This window comes from Actinoallomurus sp. NPDC052274, from assembly GCF_040679475.1.
GTDB classification, from domain to species: Bacteria; Actinomycetota; Actinomycetes; order Streptosporangiales; family Streptosporangiaceae; genus Actinoallomurus; species Actinoallomurus liliacearum.
The window spans coordinates 18,333-33,978 of the sequence record NZ_JBFAUT010000079.1; the positions used below are offsets into that span (position 1 = coordinate 18,333).

The 15,646-nt window shown below is 71.0% G+C and carries 12 protein-coding genes and 1 pseudogene; 3 read left to right on the plus strand and 10 right to left on the minus strand.

Going from position 1 to position 15,646, the window contains the following annotated elements; translation table 11 throughout:
* The first annotated feature begins 409 nt into the window (after positions 1-409).
* The 3 genes and pseudogenes from AB0K82_RS40005 to AB0K82_RS40015 all read left to right on the plus strand — a co-directional run.
* Positions 410-700, plus strand: a complete 291-nt coding sequence (locus tag AB0K82_RS40005) for a hypothetical protein (protein ID WP_364407548.1) — start codon at positions 410-412, stop codon at positions 698-700.
* Between the two features lie 214 nt (positions 701-914).
* Positions 915-1,943, plus strand: a complete 1,029-nt coding sequence (locus AB0K82_RS40010; protein WP_364407551.1) for a mechanosensitive ion channel family protein — start codon at positions 915-917, stop codon at positions 1,941-1,943.
* Between the two features lie 13 nt (positions 1,944-1,956).
* Positions 1,957-2,334 (plus strand): annotated as a pseudogene (locus AB0K82_RS40015) (globin); the annotation flags it as partial.
* A 7-nt stretch (positions 2,335-2,341) separates the two neighbouring features.
* On the opposite strand, the gene AB0K82_RS40020 reads toward AB0K82_RS40015, so the two are convergent.
* From AB0K82_RS40020 to cobA, 10 genes are all read right to left on the minus strand, one after another.
* Positions 2,342-3,538, minus strand: a complete 1,197-nt coding sequence (locus AB0K82_RS40020; protein WP_364407553.1) for an MFS transporter — start codon at positions 3,536-3,538, stop codon at positions 2,342-2,344.
* A gap of 143 nt (positions 3,539-3,681) precedes the next feature.
* A complete protein-coding gene (locus AB0K82_RS40025; protein WP_364407555.1) occupies positions 3,682-5,091 on the minus strand; it encodes a S28 family serine protease in 1,410 nt (469 codons plus the stop codon).
* Positions 5,092-5,164: 73 nt separating this feature from the next.
* Complete coding sequence (locus AB0K82_RS40030; RefSeq protein WP_364407558.1) at positions 5,165-5,650, minus strand: thioesterase family protein; 486 nt, start codon at positions 5,648-5,650, stop codon at positions 5,165-5,167.
* Between the two features lie 184 nt (positions 5,651-5,834).
* Complete coding sequence (locus AB0K82_RS40035) at positions 5,835-6,407, minus strand: YbhB/YbcL family Raf kinase inhibitor-like protein (protein WP_364407561.1); 573 nt, start codon at positions 6,405-6,407, stop codon at positions 5,835-5,837.
* 132 nt (positions 6,408-6,539) lie between these two features.
* Positions 6,540-8,237, minus strand: a complete 1,698-nt coding sequence (gene ettA, locus AB0K82_RS40040; RefSeq protein WP_364407564.1) for an energy-dependent translational throttle protein EttA — start codon at positions 8,235-8,237, stop codon at positions 6,540-6,542.
* Between the two features lie 10 nt (positions 8,238-8,247).
* Complete coding sequence (locus AB0K82_RS40045; protein WP_364407567.1) at positions 8,248-9,564, minus strand: GGDEF domain-containing protein; 1,317 nt, start codon at positions 9,562-9,564, stop codon at positions 8,248-8,250.
* A gap of 922 nt (positions 9,565-10,486) precedes the next feature.
* The gene (locus AB0K82_RS40050) at positions 10,487-11,020 is read right to left on the minus strand and encodes a single-stranded DNA-binding protein (protein WP_364407569.1); all 534 of its coding nucleotides are present in this window, start codon (positions 11,018-11,020) and stop codon (positions 10,487-10,489) included.
* A 174-nt stretch (positions 11,021-11,194) separates the two neighbouring features.
* Positions 11,195-12,934: an ABC transporter gene (locus AB0K82_RS40055; RefSeq protein ID WP_364407571.1), complete on the minus strand. Its 1,740-nt coding sequence runs from the start codon at positions 12,932-12,934 to the stop codon at positions 11,195-11,197.
* A 19-nt stretch (positions 12,935-12,953) separates the two neighbouring features.
* On the minus strand, positions 12,954-14,675 hold the full coding sequence (locus tag AB0K82_RS40060; RefSeq protein ID WP_364407574.1) for an AAA family ATPase: 1,722 nt from the start codon (positions 14,673-14,675) through the stop codon (positions 12,954-12,956).
* On the minus strand, positions 14,672-15,646 hold a 975-nt coding region (cobA, locus tag AB0K82_RS40065), incomplete at its 5' end, for a uroporphyrinogen-III C-methyltransferase (RefSeq protein ID WP_364407576.1). The genes AB0K82_RS40060 and cobA, both read right to left, overlap by 4 nt.

Sequence of the window (15,646 nt, forward strand, 5' to 3'; positions counted from 1 at the left end):
GGCCAGTCCACGGGCACGGATACGACGTGCCGTATCAGCCTCTTTGCGAGGTGGGTCCTTTTTGCGGGGATCTGTTACTTCCGCACTTGGGGGATCTGTCATTCCCGGCCTCCTCGGGGGGAAAGAGCCGACCGGATAACTCATGGCCACGGAGATGAAATCTCGCGTACGCAGCGTAACTCCGACATCGCCGTACGCCAACTGAATCAGTCAGATAGAGGTGGGTTACGGTCGCACTCCCCATACCGGAGCAGAAAAAGCTTCAACGTCAGTAGAAAAACTTCTACCCGAGTGGACAGATGTTGGTCCCCGGCCGGGCCGGCGGTCCCTTGACCGCTCTCGCGGGGCTTGCGATTCTCGCACCGCGTAACGAGATGAGTTCATCCGGTGAGCAAGGGAGGCACGCTCCGTGTTCGACGAACGTCGACTGGGATACCTCGAAGGACTGGTGCGCGAGTTAGGCGAACGCGGCCTGGTGGCCCGCGTGGTCCGCAGCCGGTCCGGCCCGGCGTTCTGCCGGGTCGTCAACCCGGACGCCGCGAGCATGTCGGAGAACGTCATGTGCGCGCCGGCACCGGACATCCTCGACCAGCGGTCCTGGTACTTCTGGTGGTCCTGGGGCGAGCCCATGCACCAGGTCGACGACCCCTGCGGCGCCGCCGTGAAGGTGGCCCGCGTCCTGGAGGCGCGCGGCGCCTAGGGAGTGTCCGGCGGAGATCCAGCGGACACCCCTGAAGATCCCCCCGCGGAGCCGGCTGCCAGTGGCGCGGACTGACCGGCTCCGCGGGGCCCGCGCGCGGCGCGCACCCCCCGGGATGGCACGAGGAACCCGCCGCCGTCGCCTACGATCCATCCCGTAGGTTCGCCGGTCCAACACGGTCGCCGATCACGGGCACCGCTCGGGAGGGTCTCTTTTGTTCGCGCGTCACATAACGACGGGCCTTCCGTTCGTCGGCTCCTCCAAGGAGGAGCTGATCAAGGCATGCACGGACAATCCCAACCGGCCCACCGAACCGAGCACCGGTTGCCGCCTCACATGGCAGATCACGCACAACACGCAGATCACCGACTGGTACCACCAGTGGCTCGACGGCAAAAGCCCGATCACATGGACCGTGAAGCTGATCCTCACGATCTTGATCGCGTACGTTCTGCGCAGGCTGACGCACAAGCTGATCACCAAGGTCACGGTGCGGATGGCCGAGGGCACCATGCCCGAGCGGCTCCGCGAGAAGACCCGCACGATCTTCGACGGCAGCCCGGTGCTGGTCAGCGAGCGGCGCAGGCAGCGCGCCGAGACGATGGGATCGGTGCTGCGCAGCATCTCCTCGGTGATCATCCTCGGTGCCGCGACGCTCACCGTGCTGGGGTACCTCGGGCTCAACCTCACGCCGTTCCTGGCCAGCGCCAGCATCATCGGCGTCGCCGTGGCCTTCGGCGCGCAGAACCTCGTCAAGGACTTCCTCACCGGCATGTTCATGCTGCTGGAGGACCAGTACGGCGTCGGTGACGTGATCGACGTCGGCAGCGCCAAGGGCACGGTCGAGGCGGTCACCCTGCGCACGACGCGGCTGCGCGACGCCGACGGGGTCGTCTGGTACGTCCCGAACGGGGAGATCAAGCGGGTCGGCAACGAGTCCCAGAACTGGGCCCGCGTCGTCCTCGACGTCCCGGTCGAGTACGACGTCGACCTGGACAAGGTCCGTACGCTCCTGAGCGAGACCGCCTCGGCCATGGCCGCCGAGCCGCCGTGGGACGAGATCATCCTGGAGGACCCGACGGTCTGGGGCGTGCAGGCCCTGTCCAACGAGGCGGTCGTCGTTCGCGTCGTCTGCAAGACGGCCCCCGGCCAGCAGGGCGACACCGCGCGGGAGCTGCGCGAGCGCCTCAAGAAGGCGTTCGACTCGGCCGGACTGTCCATCGCGGCCTTCACGGCCGCGTAGGCTGGGGCGCGTCATGGCACAAGAGGTCACTTTCTACGAAGCCGTCGGCGGCGAGGAGACCTTCCGCCGCCTGGTACACCGGTTCTACGAAGGGGTGGCCGCCGACCCGCTGCTGCGCCCGATGTATCCCGAAGAGGATCTCGGGCCGGCCGAGGAGCGGCTCCGGCTCTTCCTGATCCAGTACTGGGGCGGTCCGCGCACGTACGGCGAGCGGCGCGGTCATCCGCGGCTGCGCATGCGGCACGTGCCCTTCCGGATCGGCGAGGCCGAGCGCGACGCCTGGCTCGGCCACATGCGCACCGCCGTCGAGGAGCTGCGGCTTCCCGAGCCGCTGGAGACGATGCTCTGGGACTACCTCGTGATGGCGGCGAACACCCTGATCAACGCACCGGGCTGAGTCACGGCCGCGCGCCGGTCGCCGTAGTGGCCGCCGCGCGGGCCGATGCCCGCTCGGACCGTACGGGGAGCAGCAGACCCGCGACCACGGGGAACGCCACCGCGACCGCGAAGGCCGTCCCGTAATCCGACCCGCTGATGAGGGAGCCGAGCACCGGCGGGGTCGCCGCGGCGAGGAGGTTCTGGCCGGTGTTCTGGAAGCCGAGCGCCCGCCCGGCCCAGGCCCGCCCGGCGTACTCCGCCACCGCGGTGAAGGCCAGCCCGTTGGGGGTCACGGTGATCACCGCGGCGATGACGAGGACCGCGGTGGCCGCGCCCCAGTCCGCCAGCGCGCCGATCGTCAGGGCCAGCATCACGACGCCGATGCCGATCGACAGGACGCGCATCGGCCGCAGTCGGCTGCCCGCCCGGTCCGACCAGTGGCCGACGGCCAGCCGGGCCGCGGCCCCGCCGATCTGGGCCGCCGCCAGCAGCCGGCCGGCCGTCCCGGCGTTCCAGCCCTGTGCGTCGACGAGGTAGACGAGGGCGAACGCGGACACGGTGAACTGCGGGACCACGAGGAGCGCGCTCGCCGCGTGGATCCGCCACAGGACGGGCGTGCGGTACGGCGAGCGGCCGCCGTGTGGTTCGTCGCCCGCCGTACGGGCCGGGTCGCGGACGAGCACGGCCACCAGCAGCGCGGCGGCGAGGCAGACGCAGCCGAGGAAGACCAGGCCGCCCGCCAGACCGGCTCCGGCGGCGAGAGGCGGCAGGACGACGGCCGCCAGGCCGACGCCCAGCGGCTGCCCGGTCTGGCGTACGCCCATGGCGAGACCGCGCTCATGGGCGGCGAACCAGCCGAGGATGAGCCGGCCGCTGGCCGCGTGGATGGACGCGCCGCCCGCTCCGGCGAGGAAGAAGCAGCCGCCGAGCGGCACGGGGTGGTGCACGGTGGCGGCGGCCAGCAGCGCCGCGCCGGCCACGGTCAGGCCGGTGGCGAGGATGATCCGCTCGCCCCACCGGTCGGCGGCCATGCCCCAGAGCGCGAGCGAGACGAGGAGGCCCGCGACCGGGCAGGAGATGAGGGTCGCGGCCTGACCGAGCGAGAGCCCGGCGTCGGCGCGCAGGGCGGGGATGAGGTACGGAAGGCCGTACTGATACGCGCACCCGGCGACCATGGCGAGCAATCCGATCCCGAGAACCAACCACCGTCTGCTCATATGGTGATATTAACGTACCAATATGTGAGACGACCGGGTCAGTAAAACGACGCGCCACCGGCCCCTCGTGGGGTCCGGTGGCGAGTCTTCCGTACGGCGTCCGTCACTGCGGACGGCCGGCCGTCACCGCGAGCGGCGGATCGTCACAGCGGGGGGTGCTGGACGAGGCTCGGGTCCTCGGCGACCTGCGGCGGGACCGAGAGCGTCCGCGCCTGCTGCGACGGGGAGACGCCCGCCCAGCGGAGCAGGTCCGCGGTGGCCCGCGCCCGCTGCGCGTCGGGCAGCTTGGCGATCAGCCGGCCGCTGTGGTTCTGCCCCGGCGCGACGTACACGGCGGAGTCGCGGCTGCCCGGACCGACGCGGAACGGCTCGGCGCCCCACGGGTCGTTCTGGCCGTAGACGAACATCATGTGGGTCGCGTGGGTGCGGACCCAGTGGTCGATGTCCTTCATCGCCGACGGGTCGAACCGCATCGGGATGTCACTGGGCACGTACGTCCGCGGCTGGTAGGTGCTCTCGTAGCGGAGCAGCGGGCGCAGGTGCTTGAACTGCGGCGACGGCCAGCCGAGCTGGGTGCCCGCCTGGTAGTAGTACGGGATGTACGGCTCCAGGCTCTGGTCGGTGTAGGTCAGCGCCCCGGAGATCGCGTCGAAGTACGAGTAGATGACGTCCGTCGACGCGGTCGTCGCCGGGACGTCCGCGCACTCCGACTGCAGGTGGTACTGCCAGAACGCCCACTCGAAGTCCATCACCGAGTTCTCGAAGGCCCGGTCGACGGTCTTGATGATCTTCCAGGTGTAGCTGGCCTTCTGGGCGTCGGCGGTCATGCGGGCGAGGATCTCCGGGCGCCGCTTGAGCAGCTCGCGCTGCAGGCTCTCCAGGTTGGCGCGGCACTTCGGGTCGGTGCCGACGGTCTTGAAGAACCGGTCGTACGCGCTGTCGTCATTGTTGTTGACGTCATTGGGGGCGACGTAGGCGACCGTGCCGTCGACGTCCGAGGGGTAGAAGCGCTTGTGGTAGGTGGCGGTCATGCCGCCCTTGCTGGCGCCGGTCGAGATCCACTTGCCGTGGTAGATCGTCTTGAGGGCCATGATCAGCCGATGCTCATCGGTGGCGGCCTGCCAGATCGTGTCCTTCTTCCACACCGCCGGCTCGGGCCGCGACGGCGTGAAGAAGCGGTACTCCACCGAGATCTGGTTGCCGTCCACCAGCGCCGTCGGCTCCGAGAGGAACATCGTCTCGGGCGTGTTGTAGCCGCTGGTGTACAGGACCATCGGCCGGTCGGCGGACTTGTGCTCGAGCAGCACCCGCTGCTCGAACCAGCCGCGCTCCGGGTGGCGGTGGTCGACCGGCTGCCGGTAGTTCAGCCAGAACCACCGGTACCCCGACAGAGCGGAGGTCTTCTCCTCCACCGTCATGCCGGGAATCGCCTTGAGCCTGGTCAGGACGTCGTCGTCCGCGGCTCGACCGGGCGTCGCGTGCGCGGTGCCGCCGAGGCCGCCCAGCCCGGCTGCCAGCAACAGTGCCAGCATTCCTCGAGAGAGGTTGCGCATTCTTACCCCTTTTGTGTCGGATCGCGAGAATGCAACCGCGACATTACGGGGCAAAGAACGCTTAAATCCTGATCTACTCGAAGTTCGTTACGGAACTGTCGCCCGTCCCGCGCCCGGTCACGAGGTACCGCTCCAGAAAGGCGCGCTCCTCCGTGTCGAACCGGCGGGTCCGGCTCTGCTTCAGGTCGTAGCCGACCATCACCGAGACCGCCCGCGCGTACACGTGCTCGTCGTCGCGCACCTCGTACGCCAGACGAAAGGACGCCGCGCGGATCTCCGTGACCCGCGTCTCCACCCGCACCGGCTCGGGCCGCAGCAGCAGGGGCCGCTTGTAGTCGATCTCATGGCGGGCCACCACCAGGCCGTGCAGGGGCCGCCGGCGCCCCTCACGCTCGGGGTCGGTGTAGAACATCGCCACCCGGGCGTCCTCCAGGTACGTCAGGTACCGGCAGTTGTTAACGTGGCCCAGCGAGTCGATGTCGCCGAACCGCACGTGGAACTCGTGCACGTGCCTGTGCGGTACGCGGACGTGGCCAGGGTCGAGGGCAGGCTGGGTCATCACTGGTCCATCTCGTGTCATGGGTCGCACGGTCGGCGTCCAGTCTCCCGGTTCCCATCCCGCCGGACCGCACCCGGGGTGCGCTCATCGCCCCCGGATGACCGATGGATCGGCGTGGCACGTCGCCGGGTCGACGCCGACGGCCACGGGCACGCTCGCCGACGGTGCGGGCCGGGTGCCCGGATCAGGCGCGTTCGTACCAGCCGTCGATGCGACCGCGACCGAGGACGTCGCCGGCGGCGGCCAGCACGTCGCGCGGCTTGGCGGAGTCCAGTGCGGCGCCGCTCGCGGCTTCGGTGACCGGTTTCGCCAGGGCGAAGAGTTGGAACACGTAACGGTGCGCGCCATGCCCCTTGATCGGCGCCGGGCCGAGGTAGCCGCGCCCCATGCCCGAGCGCAGCAGGCGCACCCCGTCGGCCGGGTCGCCGTCGCCCAGTCCCCCTTGGGCGACGCCGGTCACCGAGGGATCCACCAGGGCGACACCATGGATGAACGGCGCGCGCGTCGGCGCGTCGGGGTCCTCGATGACCAGCAGCAACTGTGCCGTGCCCTCGGGTACGGCGGTCCAGGTCAGGGCCGGTGACAGGTCCGCGCCACCGGCTCTCTTCGCGGCGTGGACGGCCGGGATCGTCGCCTCGTGCTCGAAGTCCGGACTGCTCAACGCCAGCGTGTCCGCGCCGGCCAGGTTCGGCGCGTTCCAGGCGAGGCCCGCCTGCCCGGCCCGCCGGTTCTTCAGCAACTTGCCCAGCACTGCCATAGGTCTCTCCCGTCTGTCCGCGACCACAGCCGCCGGGTGTCCGCCTGCCGGTCGAAGGTGGTCCACTCGCGCATGATCCATAAAGAACGGGCCGCGGGACCCGGAGGTCTCGCGGCCCGTTCCCTTTTCGGCTCAGCGGGTCAGCTTGCGGTGGGTGACGCGGTGCGGGCGGGCCGCCTCGGCGCCCAGCCGCTCGATCTTGTTCTTCTCGTAGTCGGCGAAGTTGCCCTCGAACCAGAACCAGTTCGAGCCCTCTTCCCACGCCAGGATGTGCGTGGCGATGCGGTCGAGGAACCACCGGTCGTGGGACGTGATCACGGCGCAGCCGGGGAACTCCAGCAGGGCGTTCTCCAGCGAGCTGAGCGTCTCGACGTCCAGGTCGTTGGTGGGCTCGTCGAGCAGCAGGACGTTGCCGCCCTGCTTGAGGGTGAGCGCGAGGTTGAGGCGGTTGCGCTCACCGCCGGACAGCACGCCGGACGGCTTCTGCTGGTCCGGGCCCTTGAAGCCGAACGCCGCGACGTACGCCCGGCTCGGCATCTCCACCTGGCCGACCTTGATGTGGTCGAGTCCGTCGGAGACGACCTGCCAGACGTTCTTCTGCGGGTCGATGCCGCCCCGGCTCTGGTCGACGTAGGAGATCTTGACGGTGTCGCCGACCTTGAGGGCGCCCTCGTCCGGCTTCTCGTCCGCGGTGACGCCGTCGGGCGCGCCCGCGCCGGCCGCGTTGACGATCATGCGGAACAGCGTGGTCTTACCGACGCCGTTCGGGCCGATGATGCCGACGATGCCGTTCGGCGGCAGGTTGAAGGACAGGTCCTCCATCAGGAGACGGTCACCGAAGCCCTTGGTGAGGTGCTCCGCGACGATCACCGTCGTGCCCAGGCGCGGGCCCGGCGGGATCTGGATCTCCTCGAAGTCGAGCCTGCGGGTCTTGGCCGCCTCGGCCGCCATCTCCTCGTAGCGCTGGAGACGGGCCTTGCTCTTGGTCTGGCGGGCCTTCGGGTTGGAGCGGACCCACTCCAGCTCCTGCTCCAGGCGCTTCTTGCGCTTGGCGTCCTTCTGGCCCTCGACCTTGAGGCGCTCGGCCTTCTTCTCCAGGTAGGTCGAGTAGTTGCCCTCGTACCCGACGAGCCGGCCGCGGTCGACCTCACAGATCCAGCCGGCGACGTTGTCGAGGAAGTAACGGTCGTGGGTGACCGCCAGCACGGTGCCGGCGTACTTCTCGAGGTACTGCTCGAGCCACTGCACACTCTCGGCGTCGAGGTGGTTGGTGGGCTCGTCGAGCAGCAGCAGGTCCGGCGCCTCCAGCAGCAGCTTGCACAGCGCCACGCGGCGCCGCTCGCCACCGGACAGCATGGTCACGTCGGCGTCCGGCGCCGGGCACCGCAGCGCGTCCATCGCCTGCTCGAGCTGACTGTCGAGGTCCCAGGCGTTGCGGTGGTCGAGCTGCTCCTGAAGCTTGCCCATCTCGTCGAGCAGCTCGTCGGAGTAGTCGGTCGCCATCTTCTCGGCGATCTCGTTGAACCGGTCGAGCAGCGCCTTGGTCTCGGCGACACCCTCCTCGACGTTGCCGAGGACGGTCTTCTCCTCGTTGAGCGGCGGCTCCTGCTGCAGGATGCCGACGGTGAACCCGGGCATCAGCCGGGCCTCGCCGTTGGAGGGCTGCTCGAGGCCGGCCATCATCCGCAGCAGCGTGGACTTACCGGCGCCGTTGGGGCCGACGACACCGATCTTCGCTCCGGGGAGGAAGCTCAGGGTGACATCGTCCAGAACCACCTTGTCGCCGTGCGCCTTGCGCACGCGCTGCATCGTGTAGATGTACTCCGGCATGGTTTCAAGACTAGAGCCTCCGAGGGGATGGCCTTGCCGTGATTCGGCGCGGCTCGCCCGGCTTCTTCGTCGCCGGCAGGCAGATCCGGTTGCGCCCGGACTCCTTCGCGCGGTACAGCGCCAGATCCGCCGAGGCGAGCAGCTCGATCAGGTCGTGCCCGTGGGTGCGGAACAGGGCGACGCCGATCGAGATCGTCACCGTGATCGTGGCGTCGTCGGCGGGGACGCACATCCGGCCGACCCGGCTACGGAGCCGTTCGGCCACCCGGCAGGCCTCGAGCATGTCGGCGTTCGGCAGCAGCACGGCGAACTCCTCCCCGCCGAACCGACCCACCACGTCGTACTCCCGCAGCTGCTGGACCAGGGTGGCCGCCACCCCGGCCAGCACCTGATCGCCGGTCAGGTGCCCGTACGCGTCGTTGACCCGCTTGAAATGGTCGATGTCGATCAGGAGCAGGGCCAGTGACTCGTCGGTGCGCACCGCGCGGCTGATCTCGGTGCCGGCCTCAAGCTGCCAGGTCGCGGCGTTCAGCAGACCGGTCTTCGAATCGAGCCGGGCGGCGGCCCGCAACTGGGTGTGCATCAGGCTGCGCTGCAGCATCATCACCGGCGGCAACGCGATCACCAGCAACGTCGGGGTCACCGCACAGGAGATGGTGATCAAGATCCCGACGCAGATCTCCACGAGGTCGAGGAGGAGGATCTCGCGGTTCCACAGCAGGTCCCGCCACGAGCGCTCGGTGTTCGCGATCTGCGCCGCGACCACGACGATCGCCGTGTTCACCACGGTGAACAGCACGGCGCAGAGGACCACCATGGGAATCCTGGTGTCCAGGTCGGTGAGCCACGAGGCGGGGTCCCGGAGCGGGTGCGGCACGACCGCGTGGAACGTGGCGGAGGCGGCCGCCCCCGCCAGGCCGTGCGCGGAGGTCACGATCACCCGCCGGTGCAGCATCGTCCGGCGCACCCGCAGTTGCAGCAGGATCTGCAGCGGAATCGGCATCAACAGCGCGTACACCGGCTGCATCAGCAGCGCCCCGGGCAGCCACCACGCCGACAGCAGGTCACGTGCCACACCGGCCGGCATGCCGAGCCGCCGGGACGCCTCGATGCTGATCGCCCCGCAGGCCAGGAGCGCCCCGAACAGGACGGGCGCCTGCGGACACCACGTCGTGTGCGTGGCGGCGACACCGATCAGCGCGGCGTGCAACGCGACGACCACGGAGACGTACGGGGCGAGCAGGGGCGGCTGCTCCAGCAACGGCCATCGCCGCGGGGCGGCGGCGACGTCACCGTGTCCGTCGCCGGAGGTTTGCAGTGCCGTCATTCATCCCCCTACGGGTCAGACCGTGGCCGCCCCTCCGGACGGCCGCCGCGACGCAGGACGGCGGCTCATGCTCACTCTTGATCGAATCACGTTCAGTAATAGGATAGTTGCAATGTGTGCGGAGTGGGCAAGAAATTCGGTACCTTCTTAGAGCGGTCCGGTGGCGGGCCGCGGCGGCCCGCAGCGATGGGCGCCGCGCCGACCCCATCAGACGTGCTCGTGACCACCGGCTCCCCACGCCGGCGGACGCGCCATCCCGAAAGGAAGGCACGATGCGCGGCATCTCCTGGATCTGACGGCGTCACACACCCTTCCAACAGCCTGAGCATGGGTGACGCATGCTCGGACGGGCACTCCGAACGGTGTCGGGCGTCCTGGTCGTCCGCGTTCGCCCCATGCCCGGGCGGCCCGCATCATGTCGGTGGCCCCGGGGTGCCGGTGCGGGATGCTTCACACCCTGGGACAGCCGGTACCGCTCGGACGAAGATCCCGGCGGCCGACGCCACGATCCGGCCCAGCGCCGCGATCCGGCCGTGCGATGTGGCCGCTTGTGCGGCCAACTCATGACCGGCCGTGCCGCAGCCCCATCGCGCCGACCGCGCGAACCACGCGCACCTGCCTCCTGCCTCCTGCCGCCTGCCGACAGACCTCAGGACCCCGGAGGCCGCAGAACGCGTGAGGGCCGAAGCCGGGCGCAACGCGCGAAGGCTGACGGCGGACGCGACGCTCAGAGACCGACGGGGAAGGCACGACGGCCGACGGCGAGCGCGACCCTCAGAGGCCGACGGCGAAGGCACGACGCTCGACGGCCGGTGAGCGGAGGTGCCGGGCGGCCCTCCGCTCGCCGGTCGTCGGTGTGCCTACCGTCTCCGCGCCGCCTGGGCGCTCACCCGGCGGGCCCAGGAGACCCCGGAGGGGCGCATCAGGCGACCGCTCGGATCTCGGTCCGCTCGGCGGTCTCGTCGGCGTCGCCGGAGCCCTCCGTGACCTGGGCGGTGAGCTCCTCCGCTCCCTCGGCGCCGCCCTCCGCGTCGAGCCAGCGGTCGGCGAGGTCGTCGGCCTGTCTGCGGTCCTCCGACAGGTTGATCGAGGAGCGCTGGGAGCGCTGCAGGCGGGCGACGCCGCGGCTGAGGTCGTGGCCGACCGTGGTCGCCTCGACCTGGGCGGAGAACCGCGTCTGGCCGTCCTTCGCGTACTCCCGGATGCGGAGGCGGCCCGTGACGATGACCGGATCCCCTCGCTTCAGGTCGCTCTCCTGAAGGTTGGTGGCGAGGGAACGCCAGCAGGTCACGGTCAGGAACATCGGGTCCTCGTCGCGCCACTGGCCGAGGTCGCGGTCGAAGCGGCGCGGGGTGCTGCCGATGCGGAGGGACATCAGGGACGTGCCGCTGGACAGGACCTCGAAGTGGGGCTCGGCGGCCACGAAACCGATCACGGTGATCAGCGCGTCGTTCACGAAGGCTCCTGGGGTGCGTGCGCGGCGGCCCTGCGCCGCCGCCGTCACCCCCACCGTCGAGGATGCGGGACCCCGCCCACCAGCCCCCTCCGTGAACTGTGGATAACTCCCCGTGCCCGGACGGAGCCGACGGCCCCGTTCGGTTCCCGGGGCGGCCCCGTTTCGGCGCGGGGCTCAGGGGGCGACGTCGCGGATGGCGTGCCCGGCCTGGTCGCGGAACCGCGCGTACACGGCGAGCTCCTGCTCGACGGGCGCGATGACGAGCTCGCGTGCCGCCGAGGCGACGCCCTCGCGCATCTGCTGCTCCATCCGCTCGCTGTGCTTCACCGAGGTCAGCGCGATCGTGTTGCGCGCGGCCAACGCGGTGAGCAGACCGAGTCCGAGGACGCAGACGAGGACGAGCGCGGCGTACGGCGCGACGCCGGCCTCACCGAGGAGACGGGTCGGCGCGTGGGCGAGCCTGAGCCCGGCGAAGGCGGCGATGGCACCGAGCCAGACGACGCTGACGGCGGCGACGACCAGCAGGAGGTACTGCCAGATCCGTACGGCCCACCACCAGCCCGGAACCTGGTTGAAGGACGGCACCACGGCGCGCAGCGCGGCGCCGAGCGTCTCCGGGAGCGCCTCGGCGTTGGACCGGCCGGCCTCCCGTACCGACCGGCGCCAGGAGGGCGGCAGGTCGCGGACGACGTCCTCGGTGACGTCCTGCAGGGCGTTGTCGACGTGGGCCTGCTGGGCGTTGACGGGCGTGGTGAACGCGGCGCGCAGCTCGTCGCGGAGCTCGCCGAGGCGCATGCGGCGCAGCGGGTCGCTGCGCAGGCGGGCCACGAGACGGGTGACGGGCCAGCCGACGTAGTCGAGCGCGCGCAGTGCGTACGCGCTCTCCATCGCCTCGGCCACGGCGGAGATGCCGGCGGCGTCCACCAGCGCCTCGACGAGCGCCGCCGCTCGCTTGTCGGCCACGGCGGTGGGCGGCTCGACCGAGCCGAAGGCGCCCTCGAACCGCTGGATGAGCCGGTCCATGTCGGCGATGAGCCGCCGGGTGCGGGCCCGGCGGGCGGCCACGGTGTCCGCGATGACGTCGCGGAAGTCCTCGATGCCCGTCCCGGACTTGGCCGAGGTGGTGAGGATGCGCGGAGCGCGCAGTCCCTCGGCCTCCAGCAGCCGCCGCAGGTCCTTGACGCACTCGTCGATCTCTTCGGGCGCGAGCCGGTCGACCTGGTTGAGAACGATCAGGCTGATGCCGTCGTGGCCGGCCAGCGGCTCGAGGTAGCGCCGGTGCACGGCGAAGTCGGCGTACTTCTGCGGGTCGAGCACCCAGATGAGCAGGTCCGCGACGCCGACGTACCGGTCGACCTCGGCGACCTGCTCGGACCGGACGGAATCGTGGTCGGGCAGGTCGAGCAGGATGAGGCCCTGCAGCGAGCCGGCGCCCTCCGCGCCGTCCGTCTGGTCGAGCGCGCTGGCCCGGGCGTACCGGTGGCGCTTCTCGATCTCCAGCCAGTCCAGCAGCGGTCCGGCGCCGTTGAGGCCCCACACGCAGGCGTGTGCCGAGGACGTCATCGGGCGGCGGAGCCCCGTCGGGGACAGCTCGAGCCCGCAGACGGCGTTGAACAGCGAGGACTTGCCGCTGCCGGTGCCGCCGGCGAGCGCGACGATCGTGTGGTCGCCGGACAGGCGCAGCCGGTCGCCGGCCCGGCCGAGGAGCGCGGCGGCGTCGTCCATGAGCTCGTGGTCGACGCGGCCCTCCCCGAGCTCGACGAGCCGGTCGAGGGTGGCCAGGCGCCGGGTCAGCCCGGACATGTCGGACGGTGCCGCCGTCGGGTCCGGCGCGGGGTCCTGCCCGGGCGCGGTCGGCTGCTGCGGGAAGGTCTGCCGGGACGTGCCGGAGACGCCGGGGGTGGTCGTCGTCATCGGTCGCGATCCTCCTCGGTCACCGGGCGACCTCGAGGTTGTAAGTGGCCTGGTAGAGCTGGACGGGGGTGGTCTCGTCGGGCACCCCGGCGCCGTCGAGCACCTGCCCGAAGCGGATGGCCTCCTCGTCGAACAGCATGCCGGTGCGGCCGCGCAGGTCGGCCCGCGCCTTGGCGCTCATGCTGCGGAGGGACTCGGCGCCGAAGAGCGCCTTGAGCAGCCGCTGCGGCACGGCGCTGGTGCCGCCCTCGACCGCGATGTCGCTGGTGCCGAAGCCGAACAGACCGACCATCAGCACGAGTGCCAGGGCGTCGTCATCATAGGAGACGAACTTGGCCACCGAACGCTTCGTGACCCCCTCGGTGCGGATCAGGTCGGCGATGTGGTCCTGCCAGGCGCTGACGGCGCGGGTGACGCGCCGGGGCAGCTCCGCGGAGGCGCGGTCCAGCGTCTGGTCGCGCCCCTCCAGCAGCATGGCGCCGGCCGGGCGGCTCCGCCAGCGCTTCACGACCTCCTCCGCGGAGCGCTCCGCGCCGGCCACGATGAGGGACTCCAGGGCGCTGCGCAGGGCGGCCTTGAGGGCCCGGACCCGGGTGGGGGTGCGCTTGCGGCGGTTGCCGCGGTGCCCGGTCTGGCCGCGGCCGGCGTGCAGCGCGCGCTCGAGGTCGCCGGTGCCGGCGAAGTCCTGCCAGCGGGCGAGGACCTCGCCGCGCAGCAGGGATCCGTTGCGGGTGGCCTCGTCGAGCTCGGCGAGACCGGTCGCGTAGGCGCCCTCGACCTCCTCGCGGAGCATCGTGCGCAGCGCGACCTGCTCCTCGACCTTCGCGGCCAGCTCGGGGACGCGGGTACGGAAGGTGTCGAGCACGCCACCCAGAGTAGACCTGATGACCTCGGCTCGGCCATCCTCGTCCTCACTGATGCCGCTCAGCCACACCTGGACCTCGTCGGCCGCCTCGGACGGCAGCATCCCGCCGGACACCGTGGTCTCGGGGATGACGAACTGCGCGGCCTGCTCGAGGCCGTTGTCCTTGAGCATCTCGGCGAAGTGGGCGACGATCTCCTCGCCGCCCTCCGGGACACGCGACAGGACGACGCCGAGGGTGGCGCCGTGGTCGCGGGCGCGGTGCAGCAGGCGCCAGACGAGGGCGTCGGCGTAGCGGGCCGCGGTGGTCACGCAGATCCACACGTCGGCCGCCGCGAGGAACTGCGCCGCGAACTCATGGTGCTCCTCGAACACCGAGTCGACGTCCGGGCTGTCGAGCAGCGCGAGCCCCTTGGGCAGCACGTCGCTCTTCATGATCACGAGCTGGTCGCCGACCACGGCGTCCGGCGCCGGGCCGGGGACCCGTCCGAAGCCGGGCAGGACGTAGCGCTCGTCGAGCCACCAGTCCGCGTCGTCGGGGTGGCAGACGAGGATCGGGCTGCTCGTCGTGGGACGCAGCACGCCCGTCGCGCTGACCCGCTCACCGACGAGCGTGTTGACCAGCGTGGACTTGCCCGCGCCGGTCGACCCGCTGAGCACCACCAGCAGCGGGGCGTCCTTGCGGCGCACCCGGGGCAGGAGGTAGTCGTCGAGCTGGTTCAGCAGGTCCTGTTGCATGACCCGCGCCTCGTCGACGCCGGGGGCGTCGAGCACGAACCGGAAGGAGGCGATCTGGTCCCGTAGATCGACCAGGGCCTCGTCGAGTGGAAGGGGTGTCGCCGCGCGTTTGATCGCGCTCTGGTCAGCCGGGGGTGTCACGGAGTCCGCCCCAAATCCGCGTTCAGCATGTCGATCTGGCGCGCCACCTGCACGACGTCGCCCACGACGACGATCGCCGGCGGCCGCACGCCGATGGCCGTCATCTCGTCCACAACCGTCGCGAGCGTCGCCATGAGGGCACGCTGGGTCTGCAGCGTACCGTCCTGGATGACGGCGACGGGAGTGTCAGGCGATCGACCATAGCGCATCAGCGTGTCGGCGATGACCTCCATGCGTTCGACCGCCATCAGCAGCACGAGCGTGCCCTGGGCGCGGCCGAGGCCCTCCCAGTCGACGGTCGACGCGGGGTCCCCCGGCGCGACGTGCGCGGACACCACGTGGAACTCCTGCGACACGCCCCGGTGGGTGACCGGTACGCCGACCGCGGCGGGCACGGCGATGGCGCTGGTGATGCCGGGGACGACGGTGACCGGGATCCCCTCACGCGCGCAGTGCAGGACCTCCTCGGCGCCCCGGCCGAAGACGAACGGGTCGCCGCCCTTCAGCCGCACGACGAAGCGCCCCGCCTTGGCCTGCTCGACGAGCACCGCGTTGATGCGCTCCTGCGTGACCGAGCGGCCGTACGGGATCTTGGACGCGTCGATGATCTCGACGTCGGCGGACAGCTCGTCGAGGAGCTCGCGGGGGGCGAGCCGGTCGGTGACGACGACGTCCGCCTGGGCCAGGAGCTGCCGGCCGCGTACGGTGATGAGCCCCGGGTCGCCGGGGCCGCCGCCGACCAGCGCCACGCCCACGGGCCGCCGCCGCGAGTGCCGCGCCTCGATGGTGCCGTCGCGCAGCCCGGCGACGATCACATCGCGCAGGCCCGCCGCGTGGCGCGGGTCGCCGCCCGCGAGCACCCCGACGGTGGTCTCGCCGACCCGGCCGCGCGCCGGGGGGCCGACCCCGGATGACGTCGCTCGCACCGGTGTACTCGCTGGTGCCCCTGCGGCGGTCCACCTCGGCCACCC